The sequence below is a fragment of the Pseudomonas sp. EA_5y_Pfl2_R50 genome, from assembly GCF_963970475.1.
Classification (GTDB): domain Bacteria; phylum Pseudomonadota; class Gammaproteobacteria; order Pseudomonadales; family Pseudomonadaceae; genus Aquipseudomonas.
Genome location: NZ_CAXAPT010000002.1, coordinates 444,801 through 465,145 on the forward strand (window position 1 = coordinate 444,801; position 20,345 = coordinate 465,145).

At 60.4% G+C, this 20,345-nt stretch carries 14 protein-coding genes; 9 read left to right on the plus strand and 5 right to left on the minus strand.

Annotated features, from left to right (window positions below; translation table 11 throughout):
- Positions 1-152 precede the first annotated feature (152 nt).
- From AACY19_RS05215 to AACY19_RS05230, 4 genes are all read left to right on the plus strand, one after another.
- Positions 153-2,465, plus strand: coding sequence for a YgiQ family radical SAM protein (locus AACY19_RS05215; RefSeq protein ID WP_339448600.1), 2,313 nt, complete (start codon positions 153-155; stop codon positions 2,463-2,465).
- A 368-nt stretch (positions 2,466-2,833) separates the two neighbouring features.
- The gene (locus AACY19_RS05220; RefSeq protein ID WP_339448602.1) at positions 2,834-6,127 is read left to right on the plus strand and encodes a transglutaminase family protein; all 3,294 of its coding nucleotides are present in this window, start codon (positions 2,834-2,836) and stop codon (positions 6,125-6,127) included.
- Positions 6,128-6,197: 70 nt separating this feature from the next.
- Positions 6,198-8,684 (plus strand): circularly permuted type 2 ATP-grasp protein, encoded by a 2,487-nt coding sequence (locus AACY19_RS05225; RefSeq protein WP_339448604.1) that lies wholly within the window; start codon positions 6,198-6,200, stop codon positions 8,682-8,684.
- Positions 8,684-9,574, plus strand: a complete 891-nt coding sequence (locus AACY19_RS05230; protein ID WP_339448606.1) for a transglutaminase family protein — start codon at positions 8,684-8,686, stop codon at positions 9,572-9,574. The genes AACY19_RS05225 and AACY19_RS05230 overlap by 1 nt, the downstream gene beginning before the upstream one ends.
- A 97-nt stretch (positions 9,575-9,671) precedes the next feature.
- On the opposite strand, the gene AACY19_RS05235 is transcribed toward AACY19_RS05230, so the two are convergent.
- Entirely contained in the window at positions 9,672-9,857 is a 186-nt protein-coding gene (locus AACY19_RS05235) for a hypothetical protein (RefSeq protein WP_339448608.1), read from the minus strand.
- A 68-nt stretch (positions 9,858-9,925) separates the two neighbouring features.
- Positions 9,926-10,513, minus strand: a complete 588-nt coding sequence (locus tag AACY19_RS05240; protein ID WP_339448610.1) for an LOG family protein — start codon at positions 10,511-10,513, stop codon at positions 9,926-9,928.
- A gap of 343 nt (positions 10,514-10,856) precedes the next feature.
- Between AACY19_RS05240 and azu the strand changes: the two genes are divergently transcribed.
- A complete protein-coding gene (gene azu, locus AACY19_RS05245) occupies positions 10,857-11,300 on the plus strand; it encodes an azurin (RefSeq protein WP_339448612.1) in 444 nt (147 codons plus the stop codon).
- A 173-nt stretch (positions 11,301-11,473) separates the two neighbouring features.
- Here azu and nadE read toward each other — a convergent pair whose 3' ends face one another.
- From nadE to AACY19_RS05260, 3 genes are all read right to left on the minus strand, one after another.
- Entirely contained in the window at positions 11,474-12,301 is an 828-nt protein-coding gene (gene nadE / locus AACY19_RS05250; RefSeq protein WP_339448614.1) for an ammonia-dependent NAD(+) synthetase, read from the minus strand.
- A 4-nt stretch (positions 12,302-12,305) separates the two neighbouring features.
- Positions 12,306-13,529 carry a nicotinate phosphoribosyltransferase gene (gene pncB, locus AACY19_RS05255; protein ID WP_158957135.1) on the minus strand — a complete coding sequence of 408 codons (1,224 nt, stop codon included), beginning with the start codon at positions 13,527-13,529 and terminating at the stop codon, positions 12,306-12,308.
- 231 nt (positions 13,530-13,760) lie between these two features.
- Positions 13,761-14,657 (minus strand): LysR family transcriptional regulator, encoded by an 897-nt coding sequence (locus tag AACY19_RS05260; protein WP_339448619.1) that lies wholly within the window; start codon positions 14,655-14,657, stop codon positions 13,761-13,763.
- 163 nt (positions 14,658-14,820) lie between these two features.
- Between AACY19_RS05260 and amaB the strand changes: the two genes are divergently transcribed.
- The 4 genes from amaB to AACY19_RS05280 all read left to right on the plus strand — a co-directional run bounded on the left by amaB (position 14,821) and on the right by AACY19_RS05280 (position 20,342).
- Positions 14,821-16,311, plus strand: a complete 1,491-nt coding sequence (gene amaB / locus AACY19_RS05265; RefSeq protein ID WP_339448621.1) for an L-piperidine-6-carboxylate dehydrogenase — start codon at positions 14,821-14,823, stop codon at positions 16,309-16,311.
- A gap of 90 nt (positions 16,312-16,401) precedes the next feature.
- Positions 16,402-17,685, plus strand: a complete 1,284-nt coding sequence (gene amaA / locus AACY19_RS05270) for an L-pipecolate oxidase (protein ID WP_339448623.1) — start codon at positions 16,402-16,404, stop codon at positions 17,683-17,685.
- Positions 17,686-18,052: 367 nt separating this feature from the next.
- The gene (locus tag AACY19_RS05275) at positions 18,053-19,186 is read left to right on the plus strand and encodes an ABC transporter substrate-binding protein (RefSeq protein ID WP_339448625.1); all 1,134 of its coding nucleotides are present in this window, start codon (positions 18,053-18,055) and stop codon (positions 19,184-19,186) included.
- A gap of 241 nt (positions 19,187-19,427) precedes the next feature.
- Positions 19,428-20,342 (plus strand): ABC transporter permease subunit, encoded by a 915-nt coding sequence (locus AACY19_RS05280; RefSeq protein WP_095047314.1) that lies wholly within the window; start codon positions 19,428-19,430, stop codon positions 20,340-20,342.
- Positions 20,343-20,345: the final 3 nt, after the last annotated feature.

Sequence of the window (20,345 nt, forward strand, 5' to 3'; positions counted from 1 at the left end):
CGCTCCCACTCTGGAATGCGTTTCTTTGTGGGAGCGAGCCTGCTCGCGAATGGGCGTGGCGCAATTTCCGACCACAGCCGTCGGAATTGGTCAAAATTTGTGCTATATTCCGCGCCCGCGAAATTCACTGAAAGCCAACACCGGTTATCGACATGCAAGCAGCCAAGCCGTTATTTGACTATCCAAAGTACTGGGCCGAATGTTTCGGGCCAGCGCCATTCCTGCCAATGAGCAGGGAGGAGATGGATCAGCTTGGCTGGGATTCCTGCGACATCATCATCGTCACCGGTGATGCCTACGTCGATCACCCGTCGTTCGGCATGGCGATCATCGGCCGGCTGCTGGAGTCGCAAGGCTTCCGCGTCGGGATCATCGCCCAGCCAAACTGGCAGTCCAAAGACGACTTCATGAAGCTCGGCGAGCCGAACCTGTTCTTCGGTGTCGCGGCCGGCAACATGGACTCGATGATCAACCGCTACACCGCCGACAAGAAAATCCGTTCCGACGACGCTTACACACCGGGTGGTATGGCCGGCAAGCGTCCGGACCGCGCGAGCCTGGTGTACAGCCAGCGTTGCAAAGAGGCCTACAAGCACGTGCCGATCGTGCTCGGCGGCATCGAAGCCTCGCTGCGCCGCATCGCTCACTATGACTACTGGCAGGATCGCGTGCGTAATTCGATCCTGATCGACGCCAGCGCCGATATCCTGCTTTACGGCAACGCCGAGCGCGCGATTGTCGAAGTGGCCCAGCGTCTGTCCTACGGTCACAAGATCGAAGACATCACCGATGTGCGCGGCACCGCGTTCATTCGTCGCGACACACCGAAAGACTGGTACGAAGTCGACTCGACGCGTATCGACCGTCCGGGCAAGGTCGACAAGATCATCAACCCGTATGTGAACACTCAGGACACCCAGGCCTGCGCCATCGAGCAGGAAAAGGGCCCGGTGGAAGATCCGCAGGAAGCCAAGGTCGTGCAGATTCTGGCCAGCCCGCGCATGACCCGCGACAAGACCGTGATCCGCCTGCCTTCGATGGAGAAAGTGCGCAACGACCCGGTTCTGTATGCTCACGCCAACCGCGTGCTTCACCTCGAAACCAATCCGGGCAACGCCCGCGCGCTGGTGCAGAAGCATGGCGAAGTCGACGTCTGGTTCAATCCGCCGCCGATTCCGATGACCACTGAAGAAATGGACTACGTGTTCGGCATGCCTTACGCCCGTGTCCCGCACCCGGCGTATGGCAAGGAGAAGATCCCGGCCTACGACATGATCCGTTTCTCGGTGAACATCATGCGTGGCTGTTTCGGCGGCTGCACCTTCTGCTCGATTACCGAGCACGAAGGCCGGATTATCCAGAACCGTTCCGAAGAGTCGATCATCCGCGAAATCGAAGAGATCCGGGACAAGGTTCCAGGCTTCACGGGGGTCATTTCCGACCTCGGCGGCCCGACCGCAAACATGTATCGCATCGCCTGCAAGACGCCGGAAATCGAATCCGCGTGCCGCAAGCCGTCCTGCGTGTTCCCTGGCATTTGCCCGAACCTGAACACCGACCATTCGTCGCTGATTCAGCTGTACCGCAGCGCCCGTGCCTTGCCGGGCGTGAAGAAGATTCTGATCGCCTCCGGCCTGCGCTATGACCTCGCGGTCGAGTCGCCGGAGTACGTCAAAGAGCTGGTGACCCACCACGTCGGTGGCTACCTGAAGATCGCCCCGGAACACACCGAGGAAGGTCCGCTCAACCAGATGATGAAGCCGGGCATCGGCAGCTATGACAAGTTCAAGCGCATGTTCGAGAAGTACACCAAGGAAGCGGGCAAAGAGCAGTACCTGATTCCGTATTTCATCGCCGCCCACCCGGGCACCACCGACGAAGACATGATGAACCTGGCCCTGTGGCTCAAGGGCAATGGCTTCCGCGCTGACCAGGTGCAAGCGTTCTACCCGTCGCCGATGGCCACCGCCACTGCGATGTACCACTCGGGCAAGAACCCGCTGCGCAAGGTGACGTACAAGAGCGACGGCGTGACCATCGTCAAGAGCGAGGAGCAGCGCCGTCTGCACAAGGCGTTCTTGCGTTATCACGACCCGAAAGGCTGGCCGATGCTGCGTGAAGCGCTGATCCGCATGGGGCGCGGCGACCTGATCGGTCCGGGCAAGGATCAACTGATCCCGTCACACCAGCCGGCTACCGACAGCTACCAGAGCGCCCGTCGCAAGAACTCGACGCCGGCTGGCAGCCATAAAGTGGCGAAAGAAGGTAAAGAGAAGACCACCAAGATCCTCACCCAGCACAGCGGCTTGCCGCCGCGTGCCAGTGATGGCGGTAATCCTTGGGACAAGCGTGAACAGGCCAAGGCAGCGGCGTTTGCCCGCAACCAGCAAGCGGCCAAGGAGCGCAAGGACGCTGCGAAAGGCAAAGGGCCGAAGCCGGCGCGCAAGCCGGTCGTACCGCGCTGAGTTGCTTTTTAGCTTAACAGAACGCCAACCTTCGGGTTGGCGTTTTGCGTTTCAGGGTTCAAGGAAATATGTTGAGGCGATTGACACCTTCGCGAGCAAGCCCGCTCCCACATTTGATCGACGGTGATTCGCCTGTTTGAATCTGGCTAGAGCTCCCTGTGGGAGCGGGCTTGCTCGCGAAGAGGCCCGCTCAGACACCTCATCAACACCTGCCCGCCACATTTAGGCGCAAATTCGCCAAGCCATTTCCTCGCATCGCCCGCTTTTGGTGCTGTACTGCGCAAAGCATTCCGGGAAAGCGCCCAAGCCTCTGTATGGCATAAGTCTTGCGCGCTTTCGAATACGCTTAGGCTCGCAGGAGGCACGCCGTGTCGATTCATGTCGCATTGCATCACGTCACGCATTACCGCTACGACCGCGCTGTCGAACTCGGCCCGCAGATCGTCCGCCTGCGCCCGGCCGCCCACAGCCGCACGCGGATTCTGTCCTATGCGCTGAAAGTCTCGCCCGAGCAGCATTTCATCAACTGGCAGCAGGACCCGCAGGGCAACTATCTCGCGCGCCTGGTCTTCCCCGAGAAAACCAGTGAACTGCGTATCGAAGTCGATCTGCTCGCCGAAATGGCGGTGTTCAACCCGTTCGACTTCTTCCTCGAACCCTACGCCGAGAAAATCCCTTTCGCCTACGCCGCCGATGAACGCAAGGAGCTTGCGCCGTACCTCGAAACCCTGCCGCTGACGCCTAAATTCAAGGCCTATCTGGACGCCATTGATCGCACGCCGCTGCCGGCGGTGGATTTTCTGGTGGCGCTCAACCAGCGCCTGAGCGAAGACATTGGGTACCTGATCCGCATGGAACCGGGCGTGCAGACGCCGGAACATACCCTTGAACACGCGTCCGGTTCCTGCCGGGATTCGGCGTGGCTGCTGGTGCAACTGCTGCGCAACCTCGGCTTGGCGGCACGGTTTGTTTCCGGTTACCTGATTCAACTGACGGCGGATGTGAAAAGCCTCGATGGACCGTCCGGCACCGAAGTGGATTTCACTGACCTGCATGCCTGGTGCGAAGTGTATCTGCCCGGTGCCGGGTGGATCGGCCTCGACGCCACTTCCGGGCTGTTCGCCGGTGAAGGGCATATCCCGTTGGCCTGCAGTCCCGATCCGTCCTCGGCGGCACCGATCAGTGGTCTGGTGGAACCGTGCGAATGCGAATTCAGCCACGAAATGTCCGTCGAGCGGATTTGGGAGGCGCCGCGCGTCACCAAGCCCTACACCGACGAGCAATGGCTGGCGATTCAGGCGCTCGGTCGACAGATCGATGCCGACCTGCTGGCGGACGACGTGCGCCTGACCATGGGGGGAGAGCCGACCTTCGTCTCCATCGATGACCCGGACGGCGCCGAGTGGAATACAGCCGCGTTGGGCGCGGACAAACGCCGACTCTCGGCCGAACTGTTCCAGCGCATGCGCAAACACTACGCGCCAAAAGGTCTGGTGCATTTCGGCCAGGGCAAGTGGTATCCCGGTGAGCAACTGCCGCGCTGGTCGCTCAATTGCTATTGGCGTCGCGATGGCGAGCCGGTCTGGCACAACGATGCGCTGATCGCCGACGAACAACAGGATTACGGCGCCGATGGCGAGTTGGCCGGACGCTTTCTCGCCAGTGTCGCCGAGCGCCTGAAATTGCCGGCGCGCTTCGTGTTCCCGGCCTACGAGGACCATTTCTATTACCTCTGGCGTGAGGGTACGTTGCCGGGCAACGTCAGCGCCGAAGATTCGCGTCTGGAGGAGCCGCTGGAACGCGCACGCCTGCGCAAGGTGTTCAGTCAGGGGCTGAATAAAGTCATTGGTCAGGTGCTGCCGCTTGCCCGCACGGCCAAGGGCGATCAATGGCAGAGCGGGCGCTGGTTTCTGCGCGACGAACACTGCCGTCTGGTGCCCGGGGATTCGCCGTTGGGGTATCGCTTGCCGCTGGGTTCACAGCCATGGGTGAAGGCTGCCGAGTATCCGTTCATCCATCCGCAGGACCCGAATCAGGACTTCCCTGAGCTGCCGGATGCCGCGCAGCTCAATCGTCATGGCGAACCGGCAACGGCGGATGAACGCCTGCCGAAAATCGACGAATCCGCCGACTGGCTGACCCGTACCGCGCTCTGCGCCGAAGCGCGCGAGGGGCGTTTGTATCTGTTCATGCCGCCATTGGAGCGGGTCGAGGATTATCTGGAGCTGGTGGCCGCCATCGAAGCCACTGCTGAAGAATTGCATAGCCCGGTGCTGCTGGAAGGGTATGAGCCTCCGAGCGATCCGCGCCTGAGCACCTTGCGCATCACCCCGGACCCGGGCGTGATCGAGGTCAACGTGCAGCCGTCGGCGACCTGGGACGAGTTGGTCGAGCGCACCGAATTTCTCTACGAAGAGGCGCGACAAACTCGCCTGACCACCGAGAAATTCATGATCGACGGCCGCCACACCGGTACCGGCGGCGGTAACCATTTTGTGCTCGGTGGCGCGACGCCGGCAGATTCCCCGTTTCTGCGCCGCCCCGATCTGCTGCGCAGCCTGATCAGTTACTGGCACAACCATCCGTCCTTGTCTTACCTGTTTTCCGGGCTGTTCATCGGCCCGACGTCTCAGGCGCCGCGCATCGACGAGGCGCGCAACGACGCGTTGTATGAGCTGGAAATCGCCTTCGCACAGATGCCGGAACCGGGCGAGGAGTGCGCGCCGTGGCTGGTGGATCGCCTGTTGCGCAACTTGCTGATTGACGTCACCGGCAACACTCACCGTGCCGAATTCTGCATCGACAAACTGTATTCGCCGGACGGCGCCACCGGACGCCTCGGCCTGCTGGAATTACGCGCCTTCGAAATGCCGCCCCATGCACGCATGAGCCTGGTTCAGCAGTTGCTGCTGCGGGCGCTGGTCGCACGGTTCTGGCGCGAACCTTATGCGCCAGCGAAACTCGCGCGTTGGGGCACCGAGCTGCACGACCGCTTTCTGCTGCCGCATTTTATCGAGCAGGATTTCGCCGACGTCATCGTCGAACTCAACATTGCCGGTTATCCGCTGCGAGCGGAGTGGTTCGCGGCGCATCTGGAATTTCGTTTTCCCAAGGTCGGCGATTATGCGGTCAATGGCATCGAGCTGGAATTGCGCCAGGCCCTGGAGCCCTGGCATGTGCTGGGCGAGGAGGGCGGCGCGGGTGGCACGGTGCGCTACGTCGACTCGTCGCTGGAGCGTTTGCAGGTCAAGCTCAAAGGCCTCCCACCGCAGCGCTATCTGCTGACCTGCAATGGTGTCGCGGTGCCGCTGCACCCGACCGGGCGGGTTGGCGAATTCGTTGCCGGTGTGCGTTACCGTGCCTGGCAACCGGCCAACTGTCTGCAACCGACGATTGGGGTTCACGCACCGCTGGTGTTCGACCTGCTCGACACCTGGATGGGCCGTTCGCTGGGCGGCTGCCAGTACCACGTGGCGCATCCGGGCGGGCGTAATTACGAGACCCTGCCGGTCAATGCCAACGAGGCGGAGAGCCGGCGCATGGCGCGGTTTTTCCGCGTCGGACACACGCCGGGAAAACTTCCTGTACCGAAGGTGGAAATCAGTGACGAATTGCCGATGACCATCGATTTACGACGTTTCCAAATCGTCCGCGACGTTTAGATTTTTCGTATATCCGCACGTCATGTGCCTGCGTTAGTCTGACCGTTCCCTGCTGTCTGCCGAGCTTTCCATGCCTGACCTGCTAGACCGCTACCCGCTGACGGCGGGCACGTACCATGAACTGCTCGACGGCTGTGGCGCGGTGCGCCCGCACTGGCGGCGGCTGTTCGATCAGTTGCAACGCAGCACGCCGGCGCAGCTGGTGCAGCGCCAGGCATTGCTGGCGCGGCAGATCCAGGAAAACGGCGTGACCTATAACGTCTATGCCGACCCCAAGGGCGCGGATCGGCCCTGGGAACTGGACCTGCTGCCTCATGTGATTGCCGCGGATGAGTGGCAGCACTTGCAGGCCGGGATTGCCCAGCGGGCTCGCTTGCTCAACGCGGTACTGGCAGACCTGTATGGTGCGCAGCGGCTGATCCGCGAAGGCCTGCTGCCGGCGGAGCTGGTGTTCGGGCACAACAACTTTCTCTGGCCTTGTCAGGGTATTTCACCGCCGGACGGGGCTTTTCTGCACCTGTATGCCGTCGATCTGGCACGCACGCCGGACGGCCGCTGGTGGGTGACGGCGGATCGTACCCAGGCCCCGTCGGGCGCAGGCTATGCCTTGGAAAACCGCACCATCGTGTCCCGTGCGTTTCCCGAGTTGTACCGTGATCTGAAGGTGCAGCATCTGGCCGGATTCTTCCGCACCCTGCAGGAAACCCTCGCCCGTCAGGCACCCAGCGACGATGACACGCCGTTGGTCGTGTTGCTCACGCCGGGACGCTTCAACGAAAGCTATTTCGAGCATTTGTACCTCGCGCGCCAGCTCGGTTATCCGTTGGTCGAGGGCGGTGACCTTACCGTGCGCGATGCCACGGTCTATCTGAAGACCCTCAGTGGCCTGCGTCGGGTTCACGCGATCATGCGCCGCCTCGATGACGATTTCTGCGATCCGCTGGAGCTGCGCACGGATTCGGCGCTCGGCGTCCCCGGCCTGCTCGAAGCCGTGCGCCAGGGACGGGTGCTGGTGGCGAACGCGTTGGGCAGCGGCGTGCTCGAGTCACCGGGTTTGCTGGGCTTCCTGCCGAAGATCAGTCAGTACCTGTTTGGCGAAGATCTGCTCCTGCCGTCCATTGCGACGTGGTGGTGCGGAGAGGCGCCGGTGCTGGCCGAGGCACTGGAAAAACTCCCGGAACTGCTGATCAAGCCAGCTTTCCCGTCACAAAGTTTCGCCCCTGTATTTGGCCGCGATTTGAGTGAAAAGCAGCGCCAGAGCCTCGCCGAACGCATGCAGGCCCGGCCATACGCCTACGTTGCGCAAGAATTGGCCCAGCTGTCCCACGCGCCGATCTGGCAAGCGGATGAAGGGCAATTGCAGCCTCGGGCGATTGGCATGCGTATGTACGCCGTAGCCAGTCGTGAGGGCTATCGCGTGCTGCCCGGCGGTCTGACGCGGGTGGCCGCCGAAGCCGACGCTGAAGTGGTCTCGATGCAGCGCGGCGGGGCGAGCAAGGATACCTGGGTGCTGGGCGACCGCCCGCCGAGTGGTGAGCAGTGGAAGACCCAGCGCAATGTCGGTGTACACGATCTGGTGCGGCGCGATCCGTACCTGCCCTCGCGGGTGGTGGAAAACCTGTTCTGGTTTGGCCGCTATTGCGAGCGCTGTGATGACAGCGCGCGATTGCTGCGGATCATGCTTGCGCGGTATGTCGATGGCGATGACCCGCAGGCGTTGCTCGCGGCGGTGGATCTCGGTGAGCGGCTGACGCTGTTGCCGGACGAGGGCGAGCTGCCGGAGCGACTGCTGGCCGCGCTGCTTGGCGAAGACTGGTCGTTCAGCCTGCGTTCCAACCTGCAACGTTTGCAGTGGGCGGCCTCGCAGGTGCGTGGCAAGCTTTCCCGGGAAAACTGGCAGGCGCTGGTGGAGTTGCAGCGCGAAGCGATGGAGCTGGACACCGACGAGCCGGATTTCGGTGAGTTGCTCGATTTCCTCAACCGTCTGGTGATGTCGCTGGCGGCGCTGTCCGGTTTTGCTCTGGATGACATGACCCGCGATGAAGGCTGGCGCTTCCTGATGATCGGTCGGCGCATCGAGCGTCTGCAGTTTCTCAGCAGCAGCCTGGCGGCGTTCCTGCGGGGCGCGGGCGCATTCGATCAGGCCGGTCTGGAATGGTTGCTGGAGCTGGGCAACAGCAGCATTACCTACCGCTCACGTTATCTGGCGGTGGCGCAGTTGATCCCGGTGCTTGATCTGTTGCTGCTCGATGAGCAAAACCCCCACGCGGTACTGTTCCAGTTGAAACTGGTGACTCGCACCCTGAAGCGCTTGAACGATGATTTCGGTGTGCCCCGTGAGCCCGGCCTGCAGCAATGGGTCGAGCGTCTGGCACAGTTCGATCTGGGGTGTCTGGAAAATCCGCTGTTCGGTGAATCCGGCATGCGTGCGGCACTCGACGGACTGGCAGATCTGCTGCAAAGCATTGCCGATGCCAGCGGACAGGTCTCGGACCGTCTGGCCCTGCGCCATTTCGCCCATGTCGATGATGTCAGCCAGCGCACGGTGTCCGTCTGATGAGTGCTCAATACCAGATCTTTCACGACACCTGTTATCACTACGACAGCCCGGTATCCCTGGCACAGCAACTGGCCCATCTGTGGCCGCGCGAATGCTCCTGGCAGCGCTGCACCGAGCAGCAATTGCTGATCAATCCCGAGCCGACGGCGCGCCGTGATGAGCTGGATGTGTTTGGCAATCCGCTGACCCGTCTGGCGTTCGAACGGCCCCACGACGAGTTGCAGGTCAATGCCCGGCTGACTGTTGAGGTGTTGGCGCGGCCGGTGCCGGATTTCCACCAGTCGCCGCCTTGGGAGTTGACCCGCGATGCGCTGACGTACAGCAGCCAGCCGCTTTCGGCTGAATTACTGGAAGCAAGTCGTTATCGGTTTCAGTCCCCATACGTGCATCTGAAGCGCAGCTTCGTCGAGTTCTCGCACAGCTGTTTTCCGCCGGGCCGCCCGCTGTTGCAGGGGGTGCAGGCGTTGATGCAGAAGATCTTCAACGAGTTCACCTTCGATGCCGAGGCGACCCAGGTGGCGACGCCGCTGGTGGAAGTGCTGGAGCGGCGGCGCGGAGTCTGTCAGGACTTCGCGCATCTGATGCTGGCATGTGTGCGTTCCCGGGGGCTGGCGGCACGTTACATCAGCGGCTATCTGCTGACCCAGCCACCGCCGGGCCAGCCACGTTTGATCGGGGCGGATGCCTCGCATGCCTGGGTTTCGGTGTTTTGCCCGGTCTCGGGTTGGGTGGACTTCGATCCGACCAACAACGTGCAGCCGGCGCTGGAACACATCACCCTGGCGTGGGGCAGGGACTTTTCCGATGTGTCGCCATTGCGTGGGGTGATCCTGGGGGGCGGCAATCATGACCCGGAAGTGCGCGTCACCGTGATGCCATTGGATTAACGCGGATCAAACTGGGAGGGCAGTGAGGGCCGGCAGGAAACTGCCAGCCCCGTCACAAATCCGCAGGGTCTGATTCAATCATCAAACCCGGTGGGGCTCAGGCCTCAGGTGCCTGATCTTTCGGTGCTTCGGTTGCATCAACATCATCCGTCGCCACTTCACCGTCAGGGTTCAGTGTCGCTTCTTCAGCCATTTGTTTCTTGCGCTGAAGCTTTTCCTCTTTCTTCTGCTCCTTTGCCAGGTCTCGTTGACGTTTGGCGAAGGAGTAATTGGGTTTGGCCATGGGCGATCCTCTTGGGTCGAAGGTGAGGTTGAGCGGCGCGTATTCTGCCCTGTATCGGTGCCCGGCGGTTAGCCGGGTTTTTGGTCAACCCACTTTGGCGTGACGGTGGGCTTCCAGTGATCAAGGGCATCGAGCAGCGTTTGTGGCGACTCGCTTACTTGCAGCATGTCACGGTGTGGCGCGCGAACGAAGCCTTCGCCGACGATATGGTCGAGAAATGCGGTGAGTTTGCTGTAGAAACCATTCACTTCCAGCAGGCCCAGTGGTTTGCCGTGGTAGCCGAGTTGGCCCCATGTCCACACTTCGAACAGCTCTTCCAGCGTACCGAGGCCGCCGGGCAGGGCGATAAACGCATCGCTGAGTTCGGCCATCCGCGCCTTGCGCGCGTGCATGCCGTCGACCACTTCCAGGCGCGTCAGGCTTTTGTGGCCGATTTCCTTGTCCATCAGGCTTTGCGCAATGATGCCGATCACTTCGCCGCCGGCAGCCAGCGCGGCATCAGCGACAATCCCCATCAAGCCCACGGCACCGCCGCCGTAAACCAGCGTCAATTTGCGCTCGGCGAGGGCTTGGCCCAAGGCGATGGCGGCTTCGCTGTAAGCCGGGTCAGTACCGGCGTTGGCACCGCAAAACACACAAACGGATTTCAAAGACATGCCTTCCTCCTGAAGCGATCAGGCCCACAGGGTAATGGCTGGCAAGCCTCGCTCCAAGCGTTAAACGTCGTGCTTGGGCGTTTCACAGGTGCCGCTGGCACCACAGGCATAGGCGGCCAGCAAGCTGCACAACAGACCGTTAAAGAACATGATCGATACTCCGTTTCATTGGGATGGGCCGATCTTAGGGTTGAACGTGTGTTCTGGCCGTTAGATTGTGTCGATGAGGGCCATAGCCTGAAAGTTGTATACAATTTTTGACTCAAGTCATAGGAACTTGCGAAGATTTCAGGCAGTCTTTCCACCAATAGTGTTTTTGTTAACCCTGCCTTGGAGATTCACCATGTTTTCCAAAGTTGTTGCAGTATCCCTGCTGGCGCTGGCCAGCGGCCAATTGATGGCTGCCGAGTGCAAAACCACCGTCGACTCCACCGATCAGATGTCCTTCAACACCAAGGAAATCGTGATCGACAAGAGCTGCAAGACCTTCACCGTCGAGCTGACCCACTCCGGCAACCTGCCGAAGAACGTCATGGGTCATAACCTGGTCATCAGCAAGGAAGCTGACATGCAGCCGATCGCTACCGCTGGCCTGGCTGCCGGTATCGACAAGAACTACTTGCCGGAAGGTGACGCGCGCATCATCGCCCACACCAAGATCATCGGCGCCAAGGAAAGCGATTCGCTGACCTTCGACGTGGCCAAGATCGCTGACGGCGGCTATGGCTTCTTCTGCTCGTTCCCTGGGCACATTTCGATGATGAAAGGCACGATTACCGTTAAGTAAGCAGGCCAATCGCGTCATCGTTCTTCGCGAGCAAGCCCGCTCCCACATTCGACCGCGATCAACTGTGGGAGCGAGCCTGCTCGCGAAAGGGCCAGCTACATCGACAGATAATCTGGCCAAAGAAAAGCCCGCTGAGGATCACGCCTCAGCGGGCTTTTTCATTCGTTCACGGATTACGGCGCAAACGGCATCACACGCTTGTGATGAGTTTTTTTGTACGTATCAACAATGATCTTGAACGCCTCTTCACGCACCGGCTCACCATGCAGAAACGCATCGATCTCGGCATACGTCACGCCGTGGGATGCCTCGTCCGGTTTCCCTGGCGACAGGTCTTCCAGATCCGCCGTCGGCACCTTTTCGACCAGTGATTCCGGAGCACCGAAGCTGCGGGCAATCGCGCGCACCTGGTTTTTCACCAGGCCGCTCAGCGGTGCCAGGTCGCAGGCGCCGTCGCCGAATTTGGTGAAGAATCCCATCACCGCTTCCGCCGCGTGGTCGGTGCCGATCACCAGACCGTGGGCTGCGCCGGCGATAGTGTACTGGGCGACCATGCGCATCCGCGCCTTGGTGTTGCCGAGGACGAAATCCACCGATACCGCGTGCTTGCCTTCGAATGCTGCGACTTCACTGGCCAGCGATTTAACCGCCGGGCCGATGTTGACGGTGTGGCGTTCGTCCGGGGCGATAAAGTCCACCGAGGCCTGGGCGTCATGCTCATCGAACTGGGTTTCGTAGGGCAGGCGCACGGCGATGAATTTGTAGTGGGTGTCGCCGGTCTGGTCGCGCAGCTCACGCATCGCGCGCTGGGCCAGCAGTCCGGCGGTCAGCGAATCGACACCGCCACTGATGCCCAGCACCAGTGACTTGAGCCCGGAATTGACCAGGCAATCCTGAATGAAGGTAATGCGCCGGGCGACTTCGGCCTGCAGGGCTTCGTAGTTGGCGAACGGCGGTTGCACCTTGAGCTGCTGCGCAATCTCACGCTGTACGGCTTGCATGAATTCACTCCTTGCTAGATAGACTGGAATCGGCAGGAACCTGGAAGACGTGTCGCAAATACGCGACGAAATTCGGGTCTTTGCAGTGGGACTTGCCTGGCTCGTCGGAGATCTTCGCCACCGGTTGGCCGTTGCAGGCGGTCATTTTAAGCACGATGCTCATCGGTTCGACACCCGGAATGTCACAGGTGAGATTGGTGCCAATGCCAAAGCTGACGTTGATCCGACCGTGCAGCGCGCGAAAGATTTCCAGCGACTTGGGCAGGGTCAGGCTGTCGGAGAACACCAAGGTCTTGCTCATCGGGTCAATGCCGAGCTTGTGGTAGTGCGCGATGCATTTTTCGCCCCACACCACAGGATCGCCGGAGTCGTGGCGCAGACCGTCGAACAGCTTGGCGAAAAACAGATCGAAGTCGCCGAGAAACGCATCGGTGGTGATGCAGTCAGTCAGAGCGATACCGAGCAGGCCGCGATATTCGCGCACCCAACAATCAAGCGCGGCGATCTGGCTGTCGATCAGCCGTGGGCCGAGTTGCTGATGGGCCATGATCCACTCGTGGGCCATGGTGCCCAGGGGTTTCATATCGAGTTCGCGGGACAGATGCACGTTGCTGGTGCCGACAAAACGTCCGGGGAAATCGTGCTTGAGCACGTTCACCACTTCTTCCTGCACGCGGTAGGAAAACCTGCGACGCGTGCCGAAATCGGCTACTTGCAGTTGCGACAATTCGTCGGCCGAGGCGTTGGCAGTCAGCCAGTCAAACTTGCGATAGAGCTGCTCGCGCGCCTGTTCGAGTACGGTTTCGCGGTAGCGATAGCGGTTGCGCACTTCGCTCACAATCGCCAGCAGCGGCACTTCGTAGAGGATGACATGCAGCCAGGGCCCACGCAGGCGGATGAACAGCTCGCCATTCTCGATACCGGTGTGCACGTAGCGCAGGTTGAAGCGGAACAGTCCGAGAAAACGCAGGAAATCCGGTTTGAGGAAGCTGATGCGCTCAAGGAAGCTCAGTTGATCGGCGCTCAGGCTCAATTCGGCCAAGCGCTCGATCTGATAGCGAATCTCGGCCAGATACGGGCGCAGATCCTCACTGTTACGGCAACGAAACTCCCATTCGACTTCAACGTTGGGGTAGTTGTGCAGCACCGCCTGCATCATCGTCAGTTTGTAGAAGTCGGTGTCGAGCAGGTTCTGCACGATGCGATCGGCAAACACACTCTCGCTCATAACGGGGTCTCCAGGTGCGCCGCGCCGTGGCACGGTCTCAATCAATGGCGCTAGTGGCGCATATCAACGACGAAGATTGCCAGCAATTTTTTCAATCGCCGCAGAACCCTTGTGGGAGCGAGCCTGCTCGCGAAGGCGGTGAGTCAGTCAATTCAAATGTGGCTGATGCACCGTCTTCGCGAGCAAGCCCCCTCCCACAGAGGGTGTGGATAATCCTGAATTGACGTCAGGTCAGGGATTGTCGATCTGCTCCAGCATCCATTTTACGAAGTCGCGCACCTTCGGCACTTCCGCCGCGTGCTCGGGGTAGGCGAGGTAATAGGCATCGTTGCTCGGCATTGCATGCTGCCAGGGAATGACCAGTTTGCCGTCGGCCAATTCCTCTTCCACCAGAAACCGTGGCAACAGCGCCACGCCGCAGCCAACTTGCGCGGCGCGGATGCACATATAAAAGGTTTCGAAACGTGGCCCGTGATAGCTGTGTTCGGTCTGGTAGCCCTGACTGTCGAACCAGTCGTGCCACGCCTGCGGGCGCGAGGCATTTTGCAGCAGGACCAGATCGGTCAGTTGCGTCGGATCGTTGAACGGTGTGGTTGGCAGACTGCCCGGCGCGCACACCGGCACCAGTTCTTCGCCGAACAGCTTCAGGCATTCAGTGCCGGGCCGCGAGCCCTGACCGAAATAGAACGCCAGATCGCTGCGCCCTTGCAGCAGATCATCCGCCTCCTGTTCGTTGCATAAATCCAGATGAATAGAGGGATGACGCAAGCGCCAGCCCTTCAGCCTTGGCACCAGCCAACGGGCGCCGAAGGTCGACGGGGTAGAAACGCGTAAGACTTCGGTCTCGCCACCATAGGAGCGCAGGTAATGAGTCGACATTTCCACCTGCGTGAGGATTTTTCTTACTTCAACCAAGTACAAATCCCCGGCCGGGGTCATCTGCAAACGTCGACGCACGCGGCGGAACAACAAGTGCTGCAATAACTCTTCAAGCTGCGCGACCTGCTTGCTGACTGCGCTCTGGGTCAGGTTCAGCTCCTCGGCGGCGCGGGTGAAACTGAGGTGTCGGGTGACGGCCTCGAAGCACTGCAACGCGGTAATCGAGGGCAAGTGGCGTTTGTTCAGCATGGCCAATCCTTTTCTGGTCTTTCTGTGCGCAGCATGAATAAACGGAATGATATCTCGCGTAAAGGTCGTTTGTTGCCTGGCCATTGTGACGCTACAACTAAAGGCCTGCCCGGTCGCGAAAAAGCGTCCGCACACATTCAGTTTTTTGCTTGAGGAGTGACCCATGGTTGCCGCATTGCTTGATCGTCTAGGTGTGAGCCCGGCCCTTTATCAGAACGGCAAAGTGCCGGTGCATTCGCCCATCGACGGCAGCCGCATTGCCGCCGTCAGTTGGGAGGGCCCGGCCGAAGTCGAGCAGCACATCAGTCGCGCAGATCATGCGTTCGAGCAATGGCGCAAGGTGCCAGCCCCGCGTCGCGGTGAGCTGGTGCGCCAGTTCGGCGAAGTGTTGCGTGAGTACAAGGCTGATCTCGGCGAACTGGTTTCGTGGGAGGCGGGCAAGATCACCCAGGAAGGTCTGGGTGAAGTACAGGAAATGATCGACATCTGCGACTTCGCAGTCGGCCTGTCCCGTCAACTGTACGGTTTGACCATCGCCTCCGAGCGTCCGGGCCACCACATGCGTGAAACCTGGCATCCGCTGGGCGTGGTCGGCGTGATCAGTGCGTTCAATTTCCCCGTTGCGGTGTGGGCATGGAATACCACGCTGGCCCTGGTCTGCGGCAACCCGGTGGTGTGGAAGCCGTCGGAGAAAACCCCGCTGACCGCACTGGCCTGCCAGGCATTGTTTGATCGTGTGGTGAAGAATTTTACCGATGCGCCAGCGAACCTTTGCCAAGTGATTATCGGTGGTCGCGACGCTGGCGAAGCGCTGGTCGATGACCCACGTGTCGCGCTGATCAGCGCCACCGGCAGCACACGCATGGGCCGCGAGGTGGCGCCGAAAGTCGCCGCGCGTTTCGCCCGCAGCATTCTTGAGCTGGGCGGCAACAACGCGATGATCCTCGGCCCGAGTGCTGACCTCGACATGGCGGTGCGCGCGATTCTGTTCAGCGCCGTCGGCACGGCCGGCCAGCGCTGCACCACGCTGCGCCGTCTGATCGCTCATGAGTCGGTGAAAGAAGAAATCGTCACTCGCCTGAAAGCCGCGTACTCGAAAGTGCGCATCGGCAACCCGCTGGAGGGTAACCTGGTCGGCCCACTGATCGACAAGCACAGCTTCGACAACATGCAGGATGCGCTGGAGCAGGCGTTGAGCGAGGGCGGCCGGGTGTTTGGCGGCAAGCGCCAACTGGAAGATCAGTTCCCCAACGCCTACTACGTATCGCCGGCGATTGTTGAAATGCCGGAACAGAGCGATGTTGTCTGCAGCGAAACCTTCGCGCCGATTCTCTACGTGGTCGGCTACAGCGATTTCCAGGAAGCGCTGCGCCTGAACAATGCGGTGCCGCAAGGTTTGTCATCGTGCATCTTCACCACTGATGTGCGCGAGGCCGAGCAATTCATGTCGGCGGTCGGCAGCGACTGCGGTATCGCCAACGTCAACATCGGCCCGAGCGGTGCCGAGATTGGCGGCGCGTTTGGTGGCGAAAAGGAAACCGGTGGCGGTCGGGAATCGGGCTCGGATGCGTGGCGCGCGTACATGCGCCGCCAGACCAACACCGTGAACTACTCGCTGGAGCTGCCGCTGGCGCAGGGCATCACATTCGATTAAGCAGCCGCGAGCCTCAAGCCCCAAGCTACAAGCAGATCGGCTTGCTGCTTGTAGCTTAAAGCTTGCAGTTGCTCCGACAGGAGCTTGGCAATGCCGTTACGCGAAGAATGTCTGTGGGAAAAACTCACGCCGCAAAGGCCCGATAACACCGCGCTCAAGGGCGAAGTCAACGTCGATGTCTGCGTGATCGGTGCCGGGTTCACCGGGTTGTCGGCGGCGCTGCATCTGTTGGAAAAAGGCAAAAGCGTCTGCGTGCTGGAAGCTCATCGCGCGGGGCACGGTGGTTCCGGGCGCAACGTCGGGCTGGTCAACGCCGGCATGTGGATTCCACCGGACGAGATCGAAGCCGGTTTCGGCGAAGCGGTTGGCAGTCAGCTCAACCGCATGCTCGGGGCAGCGCCGGCGCTGGTGTTCAGCCTTGTGGACAAATACAACATTGATTGCCAGTTGCGCCGCGAAGGTACGCTGCACATGGCGCACAACGCCAAGGGCGAGGCGGATCTGCGCAGTCGTGAACAACAATGGAAGCGCCGCGGAGCGCCGGTCGAGTTATTAACCGGCAAGGCTTGCGAACACGCTACGGGCACGCAAAAAATCGCCGCCGCACTGCTTGATCGTCGTGCCGGCACACTCAATCCAATGGCTTACGTCAGCGGTTTGGCCAACGCCGTAACCGGTCTCGGCGGGCAGATGTTCGACCATTCGCCGGTCACGCGTCTTGAGCGCCAGGGTTCGAACTGGTCGGTGCAGACCGAGCACGGCGCGGTGCTCGCCGAGCAAGTGGTCATTGCCTCCAACGCCTACACCGAAGGCGACTGGACAGCGCTCAAGCGCAATTTCTTCCCCGGTTATTACTATCAGGTCGCTTCGGTGCCGCTGACCGAAGACGCCGCGCAGGAAATCCTCCCGGGCGGTCAGGGCTCGTGGGATACCCGACAAGTGTTGAGCAGCATCCGCCGCGATAAAGAAGGACGGTTATTGCTCGGTAGCCTTGGCAACGGCAATCAAAAGCCAGCCTGGTTTCTCAAAGCCTGGGCCGACCGCGTGCAGCAGCATTACTTCCCCAATCTGAAGCCGGTTGAATGGGAATGCACCTGGACCGGGCGCATTGCGTTCACCCCCGACCACCTCATGCGTTTGTTCGAACCCGCTCCGGGACTGGTCGCCGTCACTGGCTACAACGGCCGGGGCGTCACCACCGGAACGGTGGTCGGCAAAGCCTTCGCCGATTACTTGTGTGACGGCAATCCCGAGGCACTGCCGATTCCTTTTGCACCGATGCAGCCCTTGGCTGGCGTGGGCTTGCGCAGTTGCCTTTACGAGGCCGGGTTCTCGCTGTATCACGCGGGCCAGTGCCTGCGCATTGTCATTTGAGTGTTGAAATATGTTGCCAGAAGCGGCGCTTTTCGAAGCAGCGACTAGCCTGTAATGGTGCGGGTTGTAGCAGTCCCGCACCAGCAGTGTGCAGTTCGGTGACGCGAGCTGTTACAGGCTGGTTGCACGTCGTTTGGTGCCGCGGTTGCAATGATGGCGCAAGCGGGTTGCGCCTGAAAAAATAAATGGTTTCACCTTCCGCGGTTTAGACGGTTGCACGCCCAATGAAAATGGGAACGAAACAGTCGAAATAACAAGAAAGCAGCGACTTTTTGAAGAATAAAAAACCGATGGCACGGCCCTTGCTCTGAGCATTCAGTGAAGTGAAGTCGCAGTGCCAACTAAAAAAACCTTGGAGCACCACCTCATGTCCCAGACGTTTTACAAGAAAGGCTTTCTGGCCCTCGCAGTGGCTACTGCGTTGGGTGTTTCTGCGTTTGCTCAGGCTGATGTCAAAATCGGCGTAGCGGGTCCAATGACGGGCGCCAACGCGGCATTTGGCGAGCAGTACATGAAGGGGGCACAGGCGGCGGCGGACGCGGTCAACGCGGCTGGCGGCGTCAACGGGGAGAAAATCGTACTGGTCAAGGGCGATGACGCCTGCGAACCGAAGCAGGCCGTGACGGTCGCCAAGGACCTCACCAACCAGAAAGTTGCCGGTGTGGTCGGTCACTTCTGCTCATCTTCGACCATTCCAGCGTCGGAAATCTACGACGAAGCCGGGATCATCGCGATCACCCCGGGTTCGACCAACCCGCAGGTCACCGAGCGTGGCCTCAGCGCCATGTTCCGTATGTGCGGGCGGGATGACCAGCAAGGCATCGTGGCCGGCGACTACATCGTTGACGTGCTCAAGGGCAAGAAAGTCGTCGTGCTGCACGACAAGGACACCTATGGCCAAGGCCTGGCGGATGCTACCAAGGCACAGCTTGAAAAGCGCGGCGTGAAGCCGGTGCTGTACGAAGGCCTGACCCGTGGCGAAAAAGACTTCAGCACCATCGTCACCAAGATCCGTGGCGCCGGTGCCGACGTCGTCTACTTCGGCGGCCTGCACCCGGAAGCCGGCCCGCTGGTTCGCCAATTGCGTGAACAAGGCCTGAAAGACGTCAAGTTCATGTCCGATGACGGCATTGTGACCGACGAACTGGTGACCACTGCCGGCGGTCCGCAATTCGTCGACGGCGTATTGATGACCTTTGGCGCTGACCCTCGCATGCTGCCAGACAGCAAGGCCGTGGTAGACGCTTTCCGCAAGGCCGGTACCGAGCCTGAGGGTTACACCCTGTATGCCTACGCTTCGGTGCAGGCCCTGGCGGCTGCTTTCAACGGCGCGAAGAAAAACGACGGCGAAGCCGCTGCCAAGTGGCTGAAGGCCAACCCGGTGAAAACCGTGATGGGCGAAAAAGCCTGGGACGCCAAAGGCGACCTGAAAGTCTCCGACTACGTGGTTTACCAGTGGGACAAGGACGGCAAATATCACCAGCTGGAAAAACAGAAGTAAGGGCTGACGCGACCCTTTGAACTGCGCAAATCCCTGTGGGAGCGGGCTTGCCCGCGATGACGAGCTGACAGTCGACAACTGTGTTGAATGCTCTACCGCTATCGCTGGCAAGCCAGCTCCCACAAGGTCCTGTGGTGTTCGAACTGTTCGCGCTCTGACGTTGCTCCGACGTAAATCTGTATTTTTCCTAGAAGAGCCGCACATCACAGGTGTGCAGGTTCTCACTGCGTGAGATTGCGTTATGGATGGTATTTTCCTGCAGCAACTGGTCAACGGCCTGACCCTCGGGTCGGTCTATGGCCTGATCGCCATCGGCTACACAATGGTCTACGGCATCATCGGCATGATCAACTTCGCCCATGGCGAGGTTTACATGATTTCCGCTTACCTGGCGGCAATCAGTCTCGCTCTGCTGGCTTACTTTGGTATTGAATCCTTCCCGCTGCTGATGCTCGGCACGCTGATTTTCACCATCGTCGTCACGGCGGTGTACGGCTGGGTCATCGAGCGAGTCGCTTACAAACCCCTGCGCAACTCCACCCGACTGGCACCGCTGATCAGCGCCATCGGTATCTCTCTGATCCTGCAAAACTACGCACAGATCGCTCAAGGCGCCAAACAACAGGGCGTGCCTACCCTGCTGAGCGGTGCATGGCGTGTCGAGATCGGCACAGGCTTCGTGCAACTGACCTACACCAAAGTCTTCATTCTGGTGGCCGCATTCGTCGGCATGGGGCTGCTGACCTACGTGATCAAGTACACCAAGCTCGGACGCATGTGCCGTGCCACACAACAAGACCGCAAGATGGCTTCGATCCTCGGCATCAACACCGATCGGGTCATTTCCTATGTGTTCATCATCGGTGCAGCCATGGCGGCGCTGGCCGGCGTGCTGATCACCATGAACTACGGCACCTTCGACTTCTATGCCGGCTTCATCATCGGCATCAAGGCCTTTACCGCTGCGGTACTCGGCGGGATCGGTTCATTGCCCGGTGCAATGCTCGGCGGGATCATCCTCGGCATTTCCGAGTCGCTGTTCTCCGGTCTGGTCAACTCCGACTACAAAGACGTGTTCAGCTTCTCGCTGCTCGTACTTGTTCTGGTCTTCCGGCCGCAGGGCCTGTTGGGCCGTCCTCTTGTGTCGAAGGTGTAAGCG